Genomic DNA, 13,479 nt, shown 5'->3' with positions numbered 1-13,479 from the left:
GCCCGACATGATCCAGTCCGTACTGGTTGCCAATCGTGGTGAGATCGCCCGCCGCGTCTTCGCCACCTGCCGCCGCGCAGGCATCGGGACCGTCGCCGTGTTCTCGGACGCCGACGCCCTCAGCCCGCACGTCGCCGAGGCCGACACCGCGGTCCGGTTGCCGGGCAACAGTCCCGCCGACACGTACCTGCGCGGTGACCTCGTCATCGAGGCGGCACTGCTCGCCGGCGCCGATGCCATCCACCCCGGCTACGGGTTCCTCTCCGAGAACGCGGACTTCGCGCGCGCCGTCCACGACGCGGGGCTGACGTGGATCGGGCCGCCCGCGCCCGCCATCGAGATGATGGGTTCGAAGGTGGAGTCCAAGAAGATGATGGCCGCCGCCGGAGTTCCGGTGCTGGCCGAACTCGACCCGGGCGCCGTCACCGAAGCGGACCTGCCGGTGCTCGTCAAGGCGTCCGCAGGTGGCGGCGGACGCGGCATGCGCGTCGTGCGTGAGCTCGCGGACCTCTCGGAACAGCTGGAAGGCGCCCGCCGCGAAGCGCAGTCGGCCTTCGGCGACCCGACCGTGTTCTGCGAGCGATACCTGGAAACGGGCAGGCACATCGAGGTCCAGGTGATGGCCGACCGGCACGGAACCGTCTGGGCGGTGGGGGAGCGTGAATGCTCCATCCAGCGTCGGCACCAGAAGGTGGTGGAAGAGGCGCCGTCACCGTTGGTCGAAGCCGTCCCCGGGATGCGCGAGCGACTGTTCGAGGCCGCCCGGCTCGCGGCGAAGGCCATCGACTACGAGGGCGCGGGAACGGTCGAGTTCCTCGCTTCCGGTCGAGCGGAGCGAGGGGGAGACGACCCGGACGCGGGCGAGTTCTATTTTCTCGAGATGAACACCCGGCTGCAGGTGGAACACCCGGTCACCGAATGCACCACCGGCCTCGACCTCGTGGAACTGCAACTGCAGGTGGCGTCCGGGCAGGCGCTCGGCGCCGAATCGCCGGCGGTGTCCGGCCATTCCATCGAGGTCCGGTTGTACGCCGAGGATCCGGCGCAGAACTGGCAGCCGCAGAGCGGACCGGTCCACCGCCTGGACCTGCCCGACAACGCGGTCGAATTCGACGTCCTGCGCTCCCCGGGGATCCGCCTCGACTCCGGCGTGGTCGACGGATCCACCGTCGGCGTGCACTACGACCCGATGCTCGCGAAGGTCATCGCCTTCGCGCCCACCCGCACACAGGCGGCCACCCGGCTGGCCACGGCCCTGAGTCGTGCGCAGATCCACGGACTGCGCACCAACCGCGACCTCCTCGTCAACGTGCTCCGCCACCCGGCATTCCTCGCCGGCGACACGAACACCGCCTTCTTCGACACGCACGGGCTGGACGCGCTGGCACGTCCGCTGGCCTCGGCCGACACCGAGCGACTGTCGGCGCTGGCCGCCGCACTCGCGGACGCCGCGCACAACCGCGACGTCGCGACCGTGAACACCTCGCTGCCCAGCGGATGGCGGAACCTGGCGTCCGCGCCGCAGAGCAAGACGTTCACGGGCGGAGGCGGTGACATCGAGATCCGGTACCTGCTCACCCGGTACGGGCTGAAGGCCGAGGGCTTCGACGACGTCGCGCTCGTGTCGGCCACGGCGCGGCACGTCGCACTGGACGTCGCGGGGCTGCGCCGCTCGTTCGCGGTGTCCCGGTACGGGGACGACGTGTTCGTCGACTCCGCCCTGGGCCCGGTGAGCCTGCACGCCGCACCGCGATTCACCGATCCGAGCGCCGTCGTCGCCGAGGGGTCGCTGCTCGCGCCGATGCCGGGTTCCGTCATCCGCCTCGGCGCCGCGGCCGGCGACACCGTGACCGCCGGTCAGCCGATCGTGTGGCTCGAGGCGATGAAGATGGAACACACGATCAAGGCACCGGCCTCCGGTGTCCTCACCGAACTTTCCGTGACCGCCGGTCAGCAGGTCGACGTGGGAACGGTCCTTGCAGTAGTCGAAGCAGCGCAGCCTGGAGGAGAACTATGAGCTTCATCGAGACCGAAGAACAGAAGGAACTCCGCGCCTCCGTGTCGAGGCTCGGGGAGCGGTTCAACTACATCGACTACGTGCTGCCCCGGGCGCGGCGCAGCGAACCGCTGACCGAATTGTGGAACGAGGCGGGCAAACTCGGCTTCCTCGGCGTCAATCTCCCCGAGGAATACGGGGGCGGCGGGGCAGGCATCTACGAACTCGCCCTCGTTCAGGAAGAGCTCGCGGCCCACGGCGCCGGCCTCCTGCTGGTGGTCGTGTCGCCGGCCATCTGCGGCACGATCATCGGCAAGTACGGCACCGAGGAGCAGAAGCAGGCCTGGCTCCCCGGCCTCGCCGACGGTTCGAAGATCATGGCGTTCGGCATCACCGAGGCCGACGCGGGTTCGAACTCGCACCAGATCACGACCACCGCGCGTCGGGTCCGGTCGAGCGAAGCGAGGGGTGATGGTCAAGCTGAGGACTGGCTGCTGTCGGGGAACAAGATCTACATCTCCGGGGTCGACCAGGCCGACGCCGTGCTGATCGTCGCGCGGACCGAGGACTCGAAGACCGGCAAGCTGAAGCCTGCACTGTTCATCGTCCCCACCGACGCCGAGAACTTCGTGAAGACGCCGATGGAGATGGACATCGTCGAGCCCGACCACCAGTTCATGCTGTTCCTCGACGACGTCCGGCTGCCCGCCGACGCGCTCGTCGGCGAGGCCGACGCGGCGTTGATGCAGCTGTTCGCGGGTCTCAACCCCGAACGCATACTCGGCGCCGCCATGGCGATCGGCATGGGCCGATACGCGCTGGACGCCGCGGTGCGGTTCGCGAAGGAACGCACGGTGTGGAAGGAGCCGATCGGCGCGCACCAGGGCATCTCGCATCCGCTGGCGCAGATCAAGATCGAACTCGAACTCGCCAAGCTGATGATGCAGAAGGCGGCCGTCCTCTACGACAGCGGCGACGACTTCGGCGCCGCCGAGGCCGCCAACATGGCCAAGTACGCCGCCGCCGAAGCCAGCATCAAGGCACTCGACCAGGCTGTCCAGACGCACGGTGGCGCGGGCCTGACCAAGGAATACGGTCTCGCGGCGATGCTCGGCGCGGCACGCATCGCCCGTGTGGCCCCGGTGAGCCGGGAAATGATCCTGAACTTCGTCTCCCAGCACTCGCTCGGGCTGCCGAAGTCGTACTGATGTCGAACGGACAGCACATGACCGACGTGGAAGCCGACCGGTACGTCCGGTACGAGGTGAACCGGGGGTTCGCCACCCTCACCCTCGATTCGCCCCACAACAGGAACGCGATCTCCGGCAGGCTCGTGGACGAACTGCTGCAGGGATTGCGGGACGCCGCCGCGGACAACGACGTCCGCGGCGTCGTCCTCACCCACACCGGCGGCACGTTCTGCGCCGGGGCGGATCTGAGTGAGACGTCCGGCGACGTCGGCTCGCGGACCCGGCAGATGGCCGACCTGCTGCGGGCCATCGTCGAGTTGCCGAAGCCGGTGATCGCCCGGATCGACGGTCACGTCAGGGCCGGGGGCATGGGCTTGGTCGGGGCCTGCGACATCGCCGTCGCCGGCCCGCGCAGCACGTTCGCGCTCACCGAGGTCCGGCTCGGACTTGCCGCGTCGATCATCTCGTTGACGGTGCTGCCGCGTATCGATTCGCGCGCGGCGAGCCGCTACCTCCTCACGGGCGAGAAGTTCGGTGCCCACGAGGCGGAGGCCATCGGGCTGATCAGCGAGTCCGCCGAGGATCCCGAGGACACCGTCGAGGAGTTGCTGGACCAGTTGCGGCAGGCGTCGCCGCAGGGTCTGGCCGAATCGAAGACCCTGACGACGCGCAGTGTGCTCGCCGATTTCGACCGCTACACCGACGAGCTGACCGCCCAGTCGGCGAGGCTGTTCGAATCCGAGGAGGCGCGGGAGGGCATGATGGCGTTTCTGCAGAAGCGGCCGCCGAGATGGGCCTCCGGCCCCGTGCGTGGTTGACGAGTCTCTGGACTCGTCACCCGCTCACGGGCGCGCAGCGCGACGAGAGGAAGTGGCACATGACCCGCGAACCGAAGCAGGACCGTAGCCGGGTCACGCGCGGGCATCTCCTCGAGGTCACCATCGACTGCCTCGCCGAGCTGGGCTGGGGTGCCACCACGGTGAGCCTCGTCGCCCAGCGCGCCGGCGTGTCCCGCGGCGCGACCCAGCACCATTTTCCCACCCGCGAAGACCTCATCACCGCGGCACTCGAGGTCATGTTCGACGCGCGGATGGAGCAGGCCCGGCGCGAAGCCACCGATCTGCCGACCGGGGAGGGACGCACCGAGGCGGTGGTGTCGCGGCTCGTCGACTACTACACGGGCACCCTGTTCAAGGCGGCGCTGCAGGTCTGGACGGCCGCCGCAGCCGACCCCGAACTCCGGGCCCGGATCGTGCCGCTCGAGGAGCGGTTCGGGCGGGTCGCGCACCGCACCGCCGTCGAACACTTCGGGTTCGACGACGCCGACCCGGTGGCGCACCGGCTCGTCCAGGCCACCCTCGATCTCGCCCGCGGACTCGGTCTGGCCGACGTGCTCACGGACGACTCCAAACGACGGGCGGAGATCGTGCGGCAGTGGGCGGCGCAGCTGGACGCGGCGTTACCGTCCGGACAGCCGCGGAGCGGTCAGTCGGTAGAGCCGCGGAGCCTCGACGTGGCCGTTCTCGACTGACCGGGCAAAGAGCGCGGGGATCGGTAGAGTCACCGACCATGGGCCGGAAATGGGGAGCGCTCGTCCTGATCACCGTCGCGGCCGGTCTGGCCGGCTGTGGGGGAGACGGAGACGATTCCGGTACCGAACCCCCCGCGCAGCAACTCCCGCAGGTGACCGATCCGGGCCCGTTCTTCGGTCAGTGCGGTTCGGTCACCGACGACGAGGTGGCGAAGGCGTTCGGGATGCCGACCTTCACCGGCGTGACGCGTAATTCCGTCGGCTGCGAGTGGGAAACCGCGGGAATCGGCGGTCCCAGCGTGACGTTCTCCTGGTACCGCGGCAGCCCCATCGGCCGCGAGCGGGCGGGTTCCGAGCTGATCGGCAGGCCTGCCACCGACATCGACATCGAGGGGCATCCCGGATTCATTGCGTCGTCCGAAGGAATTCTGTGCGAACTCGGTGTGGAGTTCGGGGGTGACTTCGTGCACTGGTCGGTGATGTACGCGGATGCGCAACCCGCGGCGGACCCGTGCACGGTGGCGCGCGATCTCGCCGAACTCAGCGTGTCGAGGGCCAAGTGAGCGGGGGAGTGATGAGCAGCGGGACGTGGCGCGCCGTGCGGGTGCTGGCCGCGGCCACCGCGGTCGGGCTGATCGCGGGGTGCGGGTCGACGATCGAGGGCTCACCCAGGGCAGAGGGGGCGTCCTCGTCCGGTGACACCGAACAGTTCACGGCCCTGCTGGAGGAGTGCAACGCCGTCGCCGACGAACAGATCGCTCAGACCGTCGGTGCCGACGCCATCGAACGGGGTTTCTTCGGCGCGATCTGCCGCTGGGACGCGGTCGGCGCCAACGGTCCCGTGAAGGTGACGTTCAATTGGTTCGAGACGGGTTCCCTCGACACGGAGAAGTCGACAGGCGAGAAGCTCGGCTACACCGTGGAGTCCTCCACCATCCAGGGCCGCAAGGCCGTCGTGATGCGTCCCCCCGGCGATCCGGGGGCGTGCGGAGTGACGGTCGGATCACCCTCCGCGGGCGTCGTCGGCTGGTGGGTACAGTTCCAGACGGGGGCGGCAGACCCGTGTGAAGCGGCATCGACGCTTGCGGATCTGACGCTCAATCTGAGTAGTTGATGTGCCCGTGTCCGTACCGACAGCTCCGAGCAGTACCCCACATCGCAGGTCAGCCCTTACCACTGCCAACCCACTTTGACCTTCCGGCGCGCCGCCGGGTATCGTTGTGGGTCGTGTCCGGCATGCCCGGGCCGATCTGTGTGCCTAGCGAGGTATTGCCGTGCGCGCGTTCGTGCAGATTTCTGCATGGAACGAGCATCCGGCTGCCTGTGTGGGGGTATGCGACACACCCGACCTCGGGTGCAGCTCGAGGCGCGGGTGAGGGGCAGCAGCTCTCTTGCCCCAACTGCTAGATCCCTAATTTCAGAACAGCCAAGGTTGCTTGTCCAGAGCAGTCTGTTCAACACGAAGAAAGCCGGTAAATGCCAACCATCAACCAGCTGGTCCGCAAGGGCCGCCGCGACAAGACCGCGAAGGTCAAGACGGCAGCCCTCAAGGGCAGCCCGCAGCGTCGTGGCGTGTGCACCCGCGTGTACACCACCACCCCGAAGAAGCCGAACTCGGCGCTCCGTAAGGTCGCGCGTGTGCGCTTGACCAGTTCCGTCGAGGTCACCGCTTACATCCCGGGCGAGGGTCACAACCTGCAGGAGCACTCGATGGTGCTCGTCCGCGGTGGTCGTGTGAAGGACCTCCCCGGTGTGCGCTACAAGATCATCCGTGGCTCGCTCGACACCCAGGGTGTCAAGGGCCGCAAGCAGGCCCGCAGCCGCTACGGCGCCAAGAAGGAGAAGAGCTAATGCCACGTAAGGGCCCCGCTCCGAAGCGTCCGCTCATCAACGACCCGGTCTACGGTTCGCCCCTGGTGACGCAGCTCGTCAACAAGATTCTCCTGGACGGCAAGAAGTCCACCGCCGAGCGCATCGTCTACGAAGCACTCGAGCAGGCGCGCGAGAAGACCGGCACCGACCCGGTCGTCACCCTCAAGCGCGCACTGGACAACGTCAAGCCCGCCCTCGAGGTCCGCAGCCGCCGTGTCGGTGGCGCCACCTACCAGGTTCCGGTCGAGGTCCGTCCGGGCCGCTCCACCACCCTCGCGCTCCGCTGGCTCGTGACCTTCTCCCGGCAGCGCCGCGAGAAGACCATGGTCGAGCGTCTCGCCAACGAGCTCCTCGATGCCAGCAACGGCTTGGGTGCCGCTGTGAAGCGCCGTGAGGACACTCACAAGATGGCCGAAGCCAACAAGGCATTCGCCCACTACCGCTGGTGACGTCACGTCGGAGCAGTCACCTACCGTGACTGCTCCGGCGTCGTCGCACGTCGGGCCCCTACCGGGGACCGGCTGATCTACAACTCGAGACAATGGCCCCGCTGGTGGAACACCGGGGAGGCCGACACCCGATACACGAGCTACGAGCGGGGAAGAATCCTGTGGCACAGGAAGTGCTGACCGACCTGAACAAGGTCCGCAACATCGGCATCATGGCGCACATCGATGCCGGCAAGACCACGACCACCGAGCGCATCCTGTTCTACACCGGTGTCAACTACAAGATCGGTGAGACGCACGACGGTGCCTCGACCACGGACTGGATGGAACAGGAGAAGGAACGCGGCATCACGATCACCTCTGCCGCGGTGACCTGCTTCTGGAACAACAACCAGATCAACATCATCGACACGCCGGGCCACGTCGACTTCACCGTCGAGGTGGAGCGTTCGCTCCGCGTGCTCGACGGCGCCGTCGCAGTGTTCGACGGCAAAGAGGGCGTCGAGCCCCAGTCGGAGCAGGTGTGGCGTCAGGCCGCCAAGTACGACGTTCCGCGCATCTGTTTCGTCAACAAGATGGACAAGATGGGCGCGGACTTCTACTTCACGGTCCAGACCATCATCGACCGCCTCGGCGCGAAGCCGCTCGTCCTGCAGCTGCCGATCGGCGCCGAGGACGACTTCGACGGCGTCGTCGACCTGGTCGAGATGAAGGCTGTCACCTGGCGTGGCACGGTCGCCATCGGCGCCGAGCCCACCATCGAGGAGATCCCGGCCGATCTCGCCGACAAGGCTGCCGAGTACCGCGAGAAGCTGCTCGAGACGGTTGCCGAGTCCGACGAAAAGCTCATGGAGAAGTACTTCGCCGGCGAGGAGCTCTCCGTCGAGGAGATCAAGGGCGCCATCCGCAAGATGACGGTCAACTCCGAGCTGTACCCGGTTCTGTGCGGTTCCGCGTTCAAGAACAAGGGCGTTCAGCCCATGCTCGACGCGGTCATCGACTACCTGCCGAACCCGCTGGACATCGGCGAGGTCCAGGGTCACGCCCTGGGCAACGAAGAAGAGATCCTCACTCGTAAGCCGAGCAAGGAAGAGCCGTTCTCGGCTCTGGCCTTCAAGATCGCTTCGCACCCGTTCTTCGGCAAGCTGACGTTCGTCCGCGTGTACTCCGGTCGGATCGATCCGGGCGCCCAGGTCATGAACGCGACCAAGGGCAAGAAGGAGCGCATCGGAAAGCTCTTCCAGATGCACGCCAACAAGGAGAACCCGGTCGACGAGGCCGTGGCCGGCCACATCTACGCGATGATCGGTCTGAAGGACACCACGACCGGTGACACCCTGTGTGCACAGGACGCCCCGATCGTGCTCGAGTCCATGAGCTTCCCGGACCCGGTCATCCAGGTCTCGATCGAGCCCAAGACCAAGTCCGACCAGGAGAAGCTGGGCACCGCGATCCAGAAGCTCGCCGAAGAGGACCCGACGTTCTCCGTCGAGCTCGACGAGGAGACCGGCCAGACCGTCATCGGCGGCATGGGCGAGCTCCACCTCGACATCCTCGTCGACCGTATGCGTCGCGAGTTCAAGGTCGAGGCCAACGTCGGCAAGCCGCAGGTTGCCTACCGCGAGACCATCACCAAGAAGGTCGAGAAGCACGACTACACCCACAAGAAGCAGACGGGTGGATCGGGCCAGTTCGCCAAGGTGATCATCGCGCTGGAGCCGTTCGTCGGCGAAGACGGTGCCACCTACGAGTTCGAGAACAAGGTTTCCGGCGGTCGCATCCCTCGCGAGTACATCCCTTCCGTGGATGCAGGCGCGCAGGACGCGATGCAGTACGGCGTTCTCGCCGGCTACCCGCTGGTGAACCTGAAGCTGTCGCTGCTCGACGGTGCTTACCACGACGTCGACTCGTCGGAAATGGCCTTCAAGGTCGCCGGTTCGCAGGCGCTGAAGGAAGCCGCCCGCAAGGCCGGCCCGGTCATTCTCGAGCCGCTCATGGCTGTCGAGGTCACCACACCCGAGGAATACATGGGTGACGTGATCGGCGACCTGAACTCCCGCCGTGGCCAGATCCAGGCCATGGAGGAACGCAGTGGTGCCCGTGTCGTGAAGGCGCTGGTTCCGCTCTCGGAGATGTTTGGTTACATCGGTGATCTGCGGTCGAAGACCCAGGGCCGGGCGAACTTCTCCATGGTGTTCGATTCCTACGCAGAGGTTCCCGCGAACGTCTCGAAGGAAATCATCGCCAAGGCGACCGGCGAGTAACCTCGGTTCCAGCCGGCCGAAGCACGACCCAGTAATAACAACCGCACTGCTGCATACCGCAAGCATCAATCAGTCCAGGAGGACACACAGTGGCGAAGGCGAAGTTCGAGCGGACGAAGCCGCACGTGAACATCGGCACCATCGGTCACGTCGACCACGGCAAGACCACGCTGACCGCGGCCATCACCAAGGTTCTGCACGACGCGTACCCGGATCTCAACGAGGCTTCGGCCTTCGACGAGATCGACAAGGCTCCTGAGGAGAAGGCTCGCGGTATCACGATCAACATCTCGCATGTTGAGTACCAGACCGAGAAGCGCCACTACGCGCACGTCGATGCTCCCGGTCACGCCGACTACATCAAGAACATGATCACCGGTGCGGCGCAGATGGACGGCGCCATCCTCGTGGTCGCGGCCACCGACGGCCCGATGCCCCAGACGCGTGAGCACGTGCTGCTCGCCCGCCAGGTCGGCGTGCCGTACATCCTCGTCGCCCTGAACAAGGCCGACATGGTGGACGACGACGAGATCATCGAGCTCGTCGAGATGGAGGTCCGTGAGCTCCTCGCTGCGCAGGAGTTCGACGAGGACGCTCCGGTTGTCAAGGTCTCCGCACTCAAGGCGCTCGAGGGCGACCCGGAGTGGACCAAGAACATCCTCGAGCTCATGGCTGCGGTCGACGAGTCCATCCCGGACCCGGTCCGCGAGACCGAGAAGCCCTTCCTCATGCCCGTCGAGGACGTCTTCACGATCACCGGTCGTGGCACCGTCGTCACCGGTCGTATCGAGCGTGGCGTGATCAACGTCAACGAGGACGTCGAGATCGTCGGCATCAAGGAAACCAAGACCAAGACCACGGTCACGGGTATCGAGATGTTCCGCAAGCTCCTCGACTCGGGCCAGGCCGGTGACAACGTCGGTCTGCTGGTTCGTGGTATCAAGCGCGAAGATGTCGAGCGTGGACAGGTTGTCGTCAAGCCCGGCACCACCACCCCGCACACCGAGTTCGAGGGCCAGGCGTACATCCTGTCCAAGGACGAGGGCGGCCGCCACACGCCGTTCTTCAACAACTACCGTCCGCAGTTCTACTTCCGTACCACGGACGTGACGGGCGTTGTGACGCTGCCCGAGGGCACCGAGATGGTCATGCCCGGTGACAACACCGAGATGTCCGTCAAGCTGATCCAGCCCGTCGCCATGGACGAGGGCCTGCGCTTCGCGATCCGCGAAGGCGGCCGTACCGTCGGCGCCGGCAAGGTCACGAAGATCAACAAGTGATCTAGCTCCACCAACGCCAATGGCGCTCACCCTCCGGGGTGGGCGCCATTGGCGTTTTCGGGGTGTGACACTCAGCGGTAGTTCAACGCATCCCATTCTCGGATGTCGCTGGGATGCGCGATGCCCTCGAGGACGAACGGGTCGCGGGCGATGAATTGTCCTGCGCGCTCGCGGCTGCTGAAGATCGCCATGGACCCGTTGCTCGCCGGGTCGTCGAACGGTCCGATACCGAGCAGCCCACCTTCCGCGGCGAACGCGTCGAGGTACTCCCGGTGTCGTGGATAGATCTCCGGAATCCTGGCGGCGGTGGTCGGATCGGTCGCGTAGAACACCACGTATTCCATGGCACCGAACCTACCGAGACCGGAACGCCGCGTGTCAGCTTTCGACGTGCACCGGGTGGTCGGCGCGGTCGAGGTGGAGCAGGACCTGGGTGGCGACCTCTTCACCGCCGAGGGTCGATGCGACCCAGGACGCGACGTCCTCGGATTTGCGGGTGAAGTCGTACATGTCGAGCGTGGGGTCGGCGGTCACGACGATCGACAGGGTGGGGAGTCCGCGTTCGATGACGGCGCGAGCGCGTGTCTGCCGCACTCCGGGGTACTGCGCGAGTTCGCTGGCGACTCCGTTGGCGAGGGAGCCGAGGTCGACGGTGACGTAGGTGCCCGATTCGCGGTCCGGTACGGCGACGGGGGACGTGCGTCGCCGGGTGAGGTCCAGGGCGAGGAGCACGATCCCGAAGACCAGCCCCACGACGACCGTCGCGGCGAGCGCCCAGCCCCACCAGTCCTGGTCGGGGAGTGCGGTGACACGCGCGCGGTCGTACCGCGACACCCATTCGCGGACGATCGGAACATGCAGGTCCCAGGCCAGGGCGTACGCGCCGAATCCGAGGAGTGCGAGCCCCACGAGCAGGACGATGACCCGGTTGACGGCGGCGGTCCGATGTCTCACGGTTTCACCTGCACTCGGAGTTCGGGGGACGTGCCGAGCAGCGACAGCGTCGGTTCCACGGCCTCGCGTACGGAGATGGCCACGTCGCCGGCGGGTGTCGACTCGGTGCGCACCACGCGGACGGTGACGTGTTTGCGGTCGACCGTCGTGTGCGCCGACAGCACGCCGGGGACGGTCTTGGCGTGACTACTGGAGTTGCGAGCGAGGTCGGTGGGGCGGAGCCAGACGATCGGGGTGTCACCGACTGCGAGCGGCAGGTGGGTGCGCGGCCGCGGTTTGAGGGCCGCGACGATGAACACGACCCCCAGCACGATCGCGCCTGCGGCGACGGGGACGATCCACTCGGACCAGTGCAGCCGGCCCAGCCATTGCACGGTGTTGCGGATCCAGGGCGCGTTGGCGAAGGTGCCGCGCATGATGAGCAGCTCACGCGCTGCGACGACCGCGAGACCGAGGGCTCCGACGGCGACGATGATCGCGGCGGGCACAGCGGCCGGGGTCGCGCGCGGCGTGCGTGGCCGGAGGGGCGCCACCGGGGCGGGCGGCACGGCAGGATCGCCCTGTTCGGAGTAACGGCCTTCGGCCGAACTGTCTTCGGGGGCGGCGGATTCCGTTCCGACGACCACGATGTTGAGTTCGATGACCGGCATGCCCGTCATCTGCTCGACCTGACGGTGCACCTGCGCGCGGAGCCGGCGGTTGACGAGGTCGAGGTGGCACGGCCACTGCACCGCGATGTACAGGTTGATCGCGACGGCGCCCGCTCCCGTCGAGACGTCGGCGCGGGGGAGTTCCCGCCCCGTCAGGCGGGACAGCCCACCGGACTGCTTGACGACGCCGGGTACCTGGAGTGCTGCGGCGACGGCGATCTTCACGACGGCGCGCTCCTTGATGACCAGTTCGCCGCGCAGGGCGGTGTCGTCGAGCGCCGCGTCGTCATGCGGACCGGCGGGGGGTGCGGTGAAGGGTTCAGCCACGGCCGCGGCTTCGGAGGATGGCGCCGAGATCGAGGTGGCCGTCGCGGTGCGCGCCGACGGCCATGCCCAGCGCGCCGAGGAGGACGGCGAAGACGAATCCGCTGAAACCACCGAGGATGCCGGCGATGGCGAGAAGTAACCCGACGATCAGGCCTGTGATTGTGCTGTTCATTGAGATTGTCCTGTCTCTGTCAGGAGATCTTCGATGGTCACGTCGACGGGGACGTCCACCAGCGATTCCACTGCGGCCCGCACTCTTTCGGCGGTGTCGACGACGTTGGCGGGGTAGCGAGCCGCGAGGTGGACGGCACAGGACGTGGGGCCGACGGTCACCCCGGTCACCCGGCGTCCGGGCAGGTAGGTCGCGACTTCACCGAACGCGCCGCCGTGCATCGCTGCCACTCCGGGGGTGGCGAGGACGGCGGCGACGATGCGTTCGGAGATGTCCTCGGCGTGGGTGTCCGGTGGAAGTGGTCCGGTCACTGCACCCTCGGTTTGCCGTCGAGCTCGGACGCGGCCTCGGATTCGTCGAACAGCATGACGTCGAAGACGGTGATGTTCACTTCGGTCACTTCGAGCCCGGTCATGCGCTCGACGGCCGCGATGACGTTGCGTCGGATGCCGACCGCGAGTTCGTGCAGTGCGACACCGTATTCCGCGACGATGCCGATGTCGATTGCGGCCTGTTTCTCGCCGACTTCGACGGCGACGCCCTGGGCGTGGTTGACGCGGGCGCCGGGGATCCGATCGCGGAGGGCACCGACAGCGCGCGCGGTACCGCCGCCCACGTCGTAGACGCCGTTGATCTCACGGGTGGCGATCCCGGCGATCTTGGCGACCACGGCGTCCGCGATGATGGTCCGTCCCTCGGAACTGACGAGTTCCGGCGTCGCCCCGGCACCGAACTGCACGCGGCTGCGTGCCCCTGAATCGCTGGTCATCGTGGATCCCCTTCGAGTCGCCTGC

16 protein-coding genes are annotated in these 13,479 nt (G+C 67.1%); 10 read left to right on the top strand and 6 right to left on the bottom strand.

From position 1 onward, the window contains the following. The first annotated feature begins 7 nt into the window (after nucleotides 1-7). The 10 genes from ACLIVD_RS28495 to tuf all read left to right on the top strand — a co-directional run bounded on the left by ACLIVD_RS28495 (nucleotide 8) and on the right by tuf (nucleotide 10,582). Nucleotides 8-2,017 (top strand): acetyl/propionyl/methylcrotonyl-CoA carboxylase subunit alpha, encoded by a 2,010-nt coding sequence (locus ACLIVD_RS28495; protein ID WP_491931024.1) that lies wholly within the window; start codon nucleotides 8-10, stop codon nucleotides 2,015-2,017. Then, nucleotides 2,014-3,204, top strand: a complete 1,191-nt coding sequence (locus ACLIVD_RS28490) for an acyl-CoA dehydrogenase family protein (protein ID WP_105418848.1) — start codon at nucleotides 2,014-2,016, stop codon at nucleotides 3,202-3,204. Before ACLIVD_RS28495 ends, ACLIVD_RS28490 begins: the two co-directional genes overlap by 4 nt. Further along, a complete protein-coding gene (locus ACLIVD_RS28485) occupies nucleotides 3,204-4,004 on the top strand; it encodes an enoyl-CoA hydratase family protein (RefSeq protein ID WP_491931023.1) in 801 nt (266 codons plus the stop codon). The genes ACLIVD_RS28490 and ACLIVD_RS28485 overlap by 1 nt, the downstream gene beginning before the upstream one ends. 59 nt (nucleotides 4,005-4,063) lie before the next feature. Beyond that, nucleotides 4,064-4,717, top strand: a complete 654-nt coding sequence (locus tag ACLIVD_RS28480) for a TetR/AcrR family transcriptional regulator (protein WP_283331084.1) — start codon at nucleotides 4,064-4,066, stop codon at nucleotides 4,715-4,717. 38 nt (nucleotides 4,718-4,755) lie between these two features. Then, nucleotides 4,756-5,280, top strand: coding sequence for a DUF3558 domain-containing protein (locus tag ACLIVD_RS28475; protein WP_491931022.1), 525 nt, complete (start codon nucleotides 4,756-4,758; stop codon nucleotides 5,278-5,280). 11 nt (nucleotides 5,281-5,291) lie between these two features. Beyond that, a complete protein-coding gene (locus ACLIVD_RS28470) occupies nucleotides 5,292-5,831 on the top strand; it encodes a DUF3558 domain-containing protein (protein ID WP_011594824.1) in 540 nt (179 codons plus the stop codon). A 362-nt stretch (nucleotides 5,832-6,193) separates the two neighbouring features. Next, nucleotides 6,194-6,568 (top strand): 30S ribosomal protein S12, encoded by a 375-nt coding sequence (gene rpsL / locus ACLIVD_RS28465; protein ID WP_005252198.1) that lies wholly within the window; start codon nucleotides 6,194-6,196, stop codon nucleotides 6,566-6,568. Beyond that, entirely contained in the window at nucleotides 6,568-7,038 is a 471-nt protein-coding gene (gene rpsG / locus ACLIVD_RS28460; RefSeq protein WP_005252199.1) for a 30S ribosomal protein S7, read from the top strand. The genes rpsL and rpsG overlap by 1 nt, the downstream gene beginning before the upstream one ends. A 161-nt stretch (nucleotides 7,039-7,199) precedes the next feature. Next, on the top strand, nucleotides 7,200-9,302 hold the full coding sequence (gene fusA / locus ACLIVD_RS28455) for an elongation factor G (protein WP_005258137.1): 2,103 nt from the start codon (nucleotides 7,200-7,202) through the stop codon (nucleotides 9,300-9,302). Nucleotides 9,303-9,391: 89 nt separating this feature from the next. Next, on the top strand, nucleotides 9,392-10,582 hold the full coding sequence (tuf, locus tag ACLIVD_RS28450; RefSeq protein ID WP_005252203.1) for an elongation factor Tu: 1,191 nt from the start codon (nucleotides 9,392-9,394) through the stop codon (nucleotides 10,580-10,582). 71 nt (nucleotides 10,583-10,653) lie between these two features. Here tuf and ACLIVD_RS28445 read toward each other — a convergent pair whose 3' ends face one another. Genes ACLIVD_RS28445 through ACLIVD_RS28420 form a run of 6 tightly spaced genes read right to left on the bottom strand, consistent with a single transcriptional unit; the run spans nucleotide 10,654 to nucleotide 13,454 of the window. Then, complete coding sequence (locus ACLIVD_RS28445; RefSeq protein WP_491931021.1) at nucleotides 10,654-10,926, bottom strand: YciI family protein; 273 nt, start codon at nucleotides 10,924-10,926, stop codon at nucleotides 10,654-10,656. A gap of 34 nt (nucleotides 10,927-10,960) precedes the next feature. Then, nucleotides 10,961-11,536 carry an Asp23/Gls24 family envelope stress response protein gene (locus ACLIVD_RS28440; protein WP_105418861.1) on the bottom strand — a complete coding sequence of 192 codons (576 nt, stop codon included), beginning with the start codon at nucleotides 11,534-11,536 and terminating at the stop codon, nucleotides 10,961-10,963. Then, on the bottom strand, nucleotides 11,533-12,513 hold the full coding sequence (locus ACLIVD_RS28435; protein WP_283331087.1) for a DUF6286 domain-containing Asp23/Gls24 family envelope stress response protein: 981 nt from the start codon (nucleotides 12,511-12,513) through the stop codon (nucleotides 11,533-11,535). Before ACLIVD_RS28435 ends, ACLIVD_RS28440 begins: the two co-directional genes overlap by 4 nt. Next, on the bottom strand, nucleotides 12,506-12,685 hold the full coding sequence (locus ACLIVD_RS28430; protein ID WP_005252219.1) for a hypothetical protein: 180 nt from the start codon (nucleotides 12,683-12,685) through the stop codon (nucleotides 12,506-12,508). Before ACLIVD_RS28430 ends, ACLIVD_RS28435 begins: the two co-directional genes overlap by 8 nt. Continuing rightward, a complete protein-coding gene (locus tag ACLIVD_RS28425; RefSeq protein WP_009474619.1) occupies nucleotides 12,682-12,996 on the bottom strand; it encodes an Asp23/Gls24 family envelope stress response protein in 315 nt (104 codons plus the stop codon). Before ACLIVD_RS28425 ends, ACLIVD_RS28430 begins: the two co-directional genes overlap by 4 nt. Further along, a complete protein-coding gene (locus ACLIVD_RS28420; RefSeq protein ID WP_005252221.1) occupies nucleotides 12,993-13,454 on the bottom strand; it encodes an Asp23/Gls24 family envelope stress response protein in 462 nt (153 codons plus the stop codon). Before ACLIVD_RS28420 ends, ACLIVD_RS28425 begins: the two co-directional genes overlap by 4 nt. Between the last annotated feature and the right edge of the window lie 25 nt (nucleotides 13,455-13,479).

It is taken from the genome of Rhodococcus sp. G6(2025) (genome assembly GCF_058628105.1).
The sequence above is the reverse complement of the archived record's forward strand: the minus strand, read 5'-3'. Positions and strand labels throughout refer to the sequence as shown.

Excerpts from the sequence above, each read along its gene's own strand:
- ACLIVD_RS28495 (WP_491931024.1), top strand. The coding sequence starts at position 8 with ATGATCCAGTCCGTACTGGTTGCCAATCGTGGTGAGATCGCCCGCCGC.
- ACLIVD_RS28490 (WP_105418848.1), top strand. The coding sequence starts at position 2,014 with ATGAGCTTCATCGAGACCGAAGAACAGAAGGAACTCCGCGCCTCCGTG.
- ACLIVD_RS28485 (WP_491931023.1), top strand. The coding sequence starts at position 3,204 with ATGTCGAACGGACAGCACATGACCGACGTGGAAGCCGACCGGTACGTC.
- ACLIVD_RS28480 (WP_283331084.1), top strand. The coding sequence starts at position 4,064 with ATGACCCGCGAACCGAAGCAGGACCGTAGCCGGGTCACGCGCGGGCAT.
- ACLIVD_RS28475 (WP_491931022.1), top strand. The coding sequence starts at position 4,756 with ATGGGCCGGAAATGGGGAGCGCTCGTCCTGATCACCGTCGCGGCCGGT.
- ACLIVD_RS28470 (WP_011594824.1), top strand. The coding sequence starts at position 5,292 with ATGAGCAGCGGGACGTGGCGCGCCGTGCGGGTGCTGGCCGCGGCCACC.
- rpsL (WP_005252198.1), top strand. The coding sequence starts at position 6,194 with ATGCCAACCATCAACCAGCTGGTCCGCAAGGGCCGCCGCGACAAGACC.
- rpsG (WP_005252199.1), top strand. The coding sequence starts at position 6,568 with ATGCCACGTAAGGGCCCCGCTCCGAAGCGTCCGCTCATCAACGACCCG.
- ACLIVD_RS28445 (WP_491931021.1), bottom strand. The coding sequence starts at position 10,926 with ATGGAATACGTGGTGTTCTACGCGACCGATCCGACCACCGCCGCCAGG.
- ACLIVD_RS28430 (WP_005252219.1), bottom strand. The coding sequence starts at position 12,685 with ATGAACAGCACAATCACAGGCCTGATCGTCGGGTTACTTCTCGCCATC.
- ACLIVD_RS28420 (WP_005252221.1), bottom strand. The coding sequence starts at position 13,454 with ATGACCAGCGATTCAGGGGCACGCAGCCGCGTGCAGTTCGGTGCCGGG.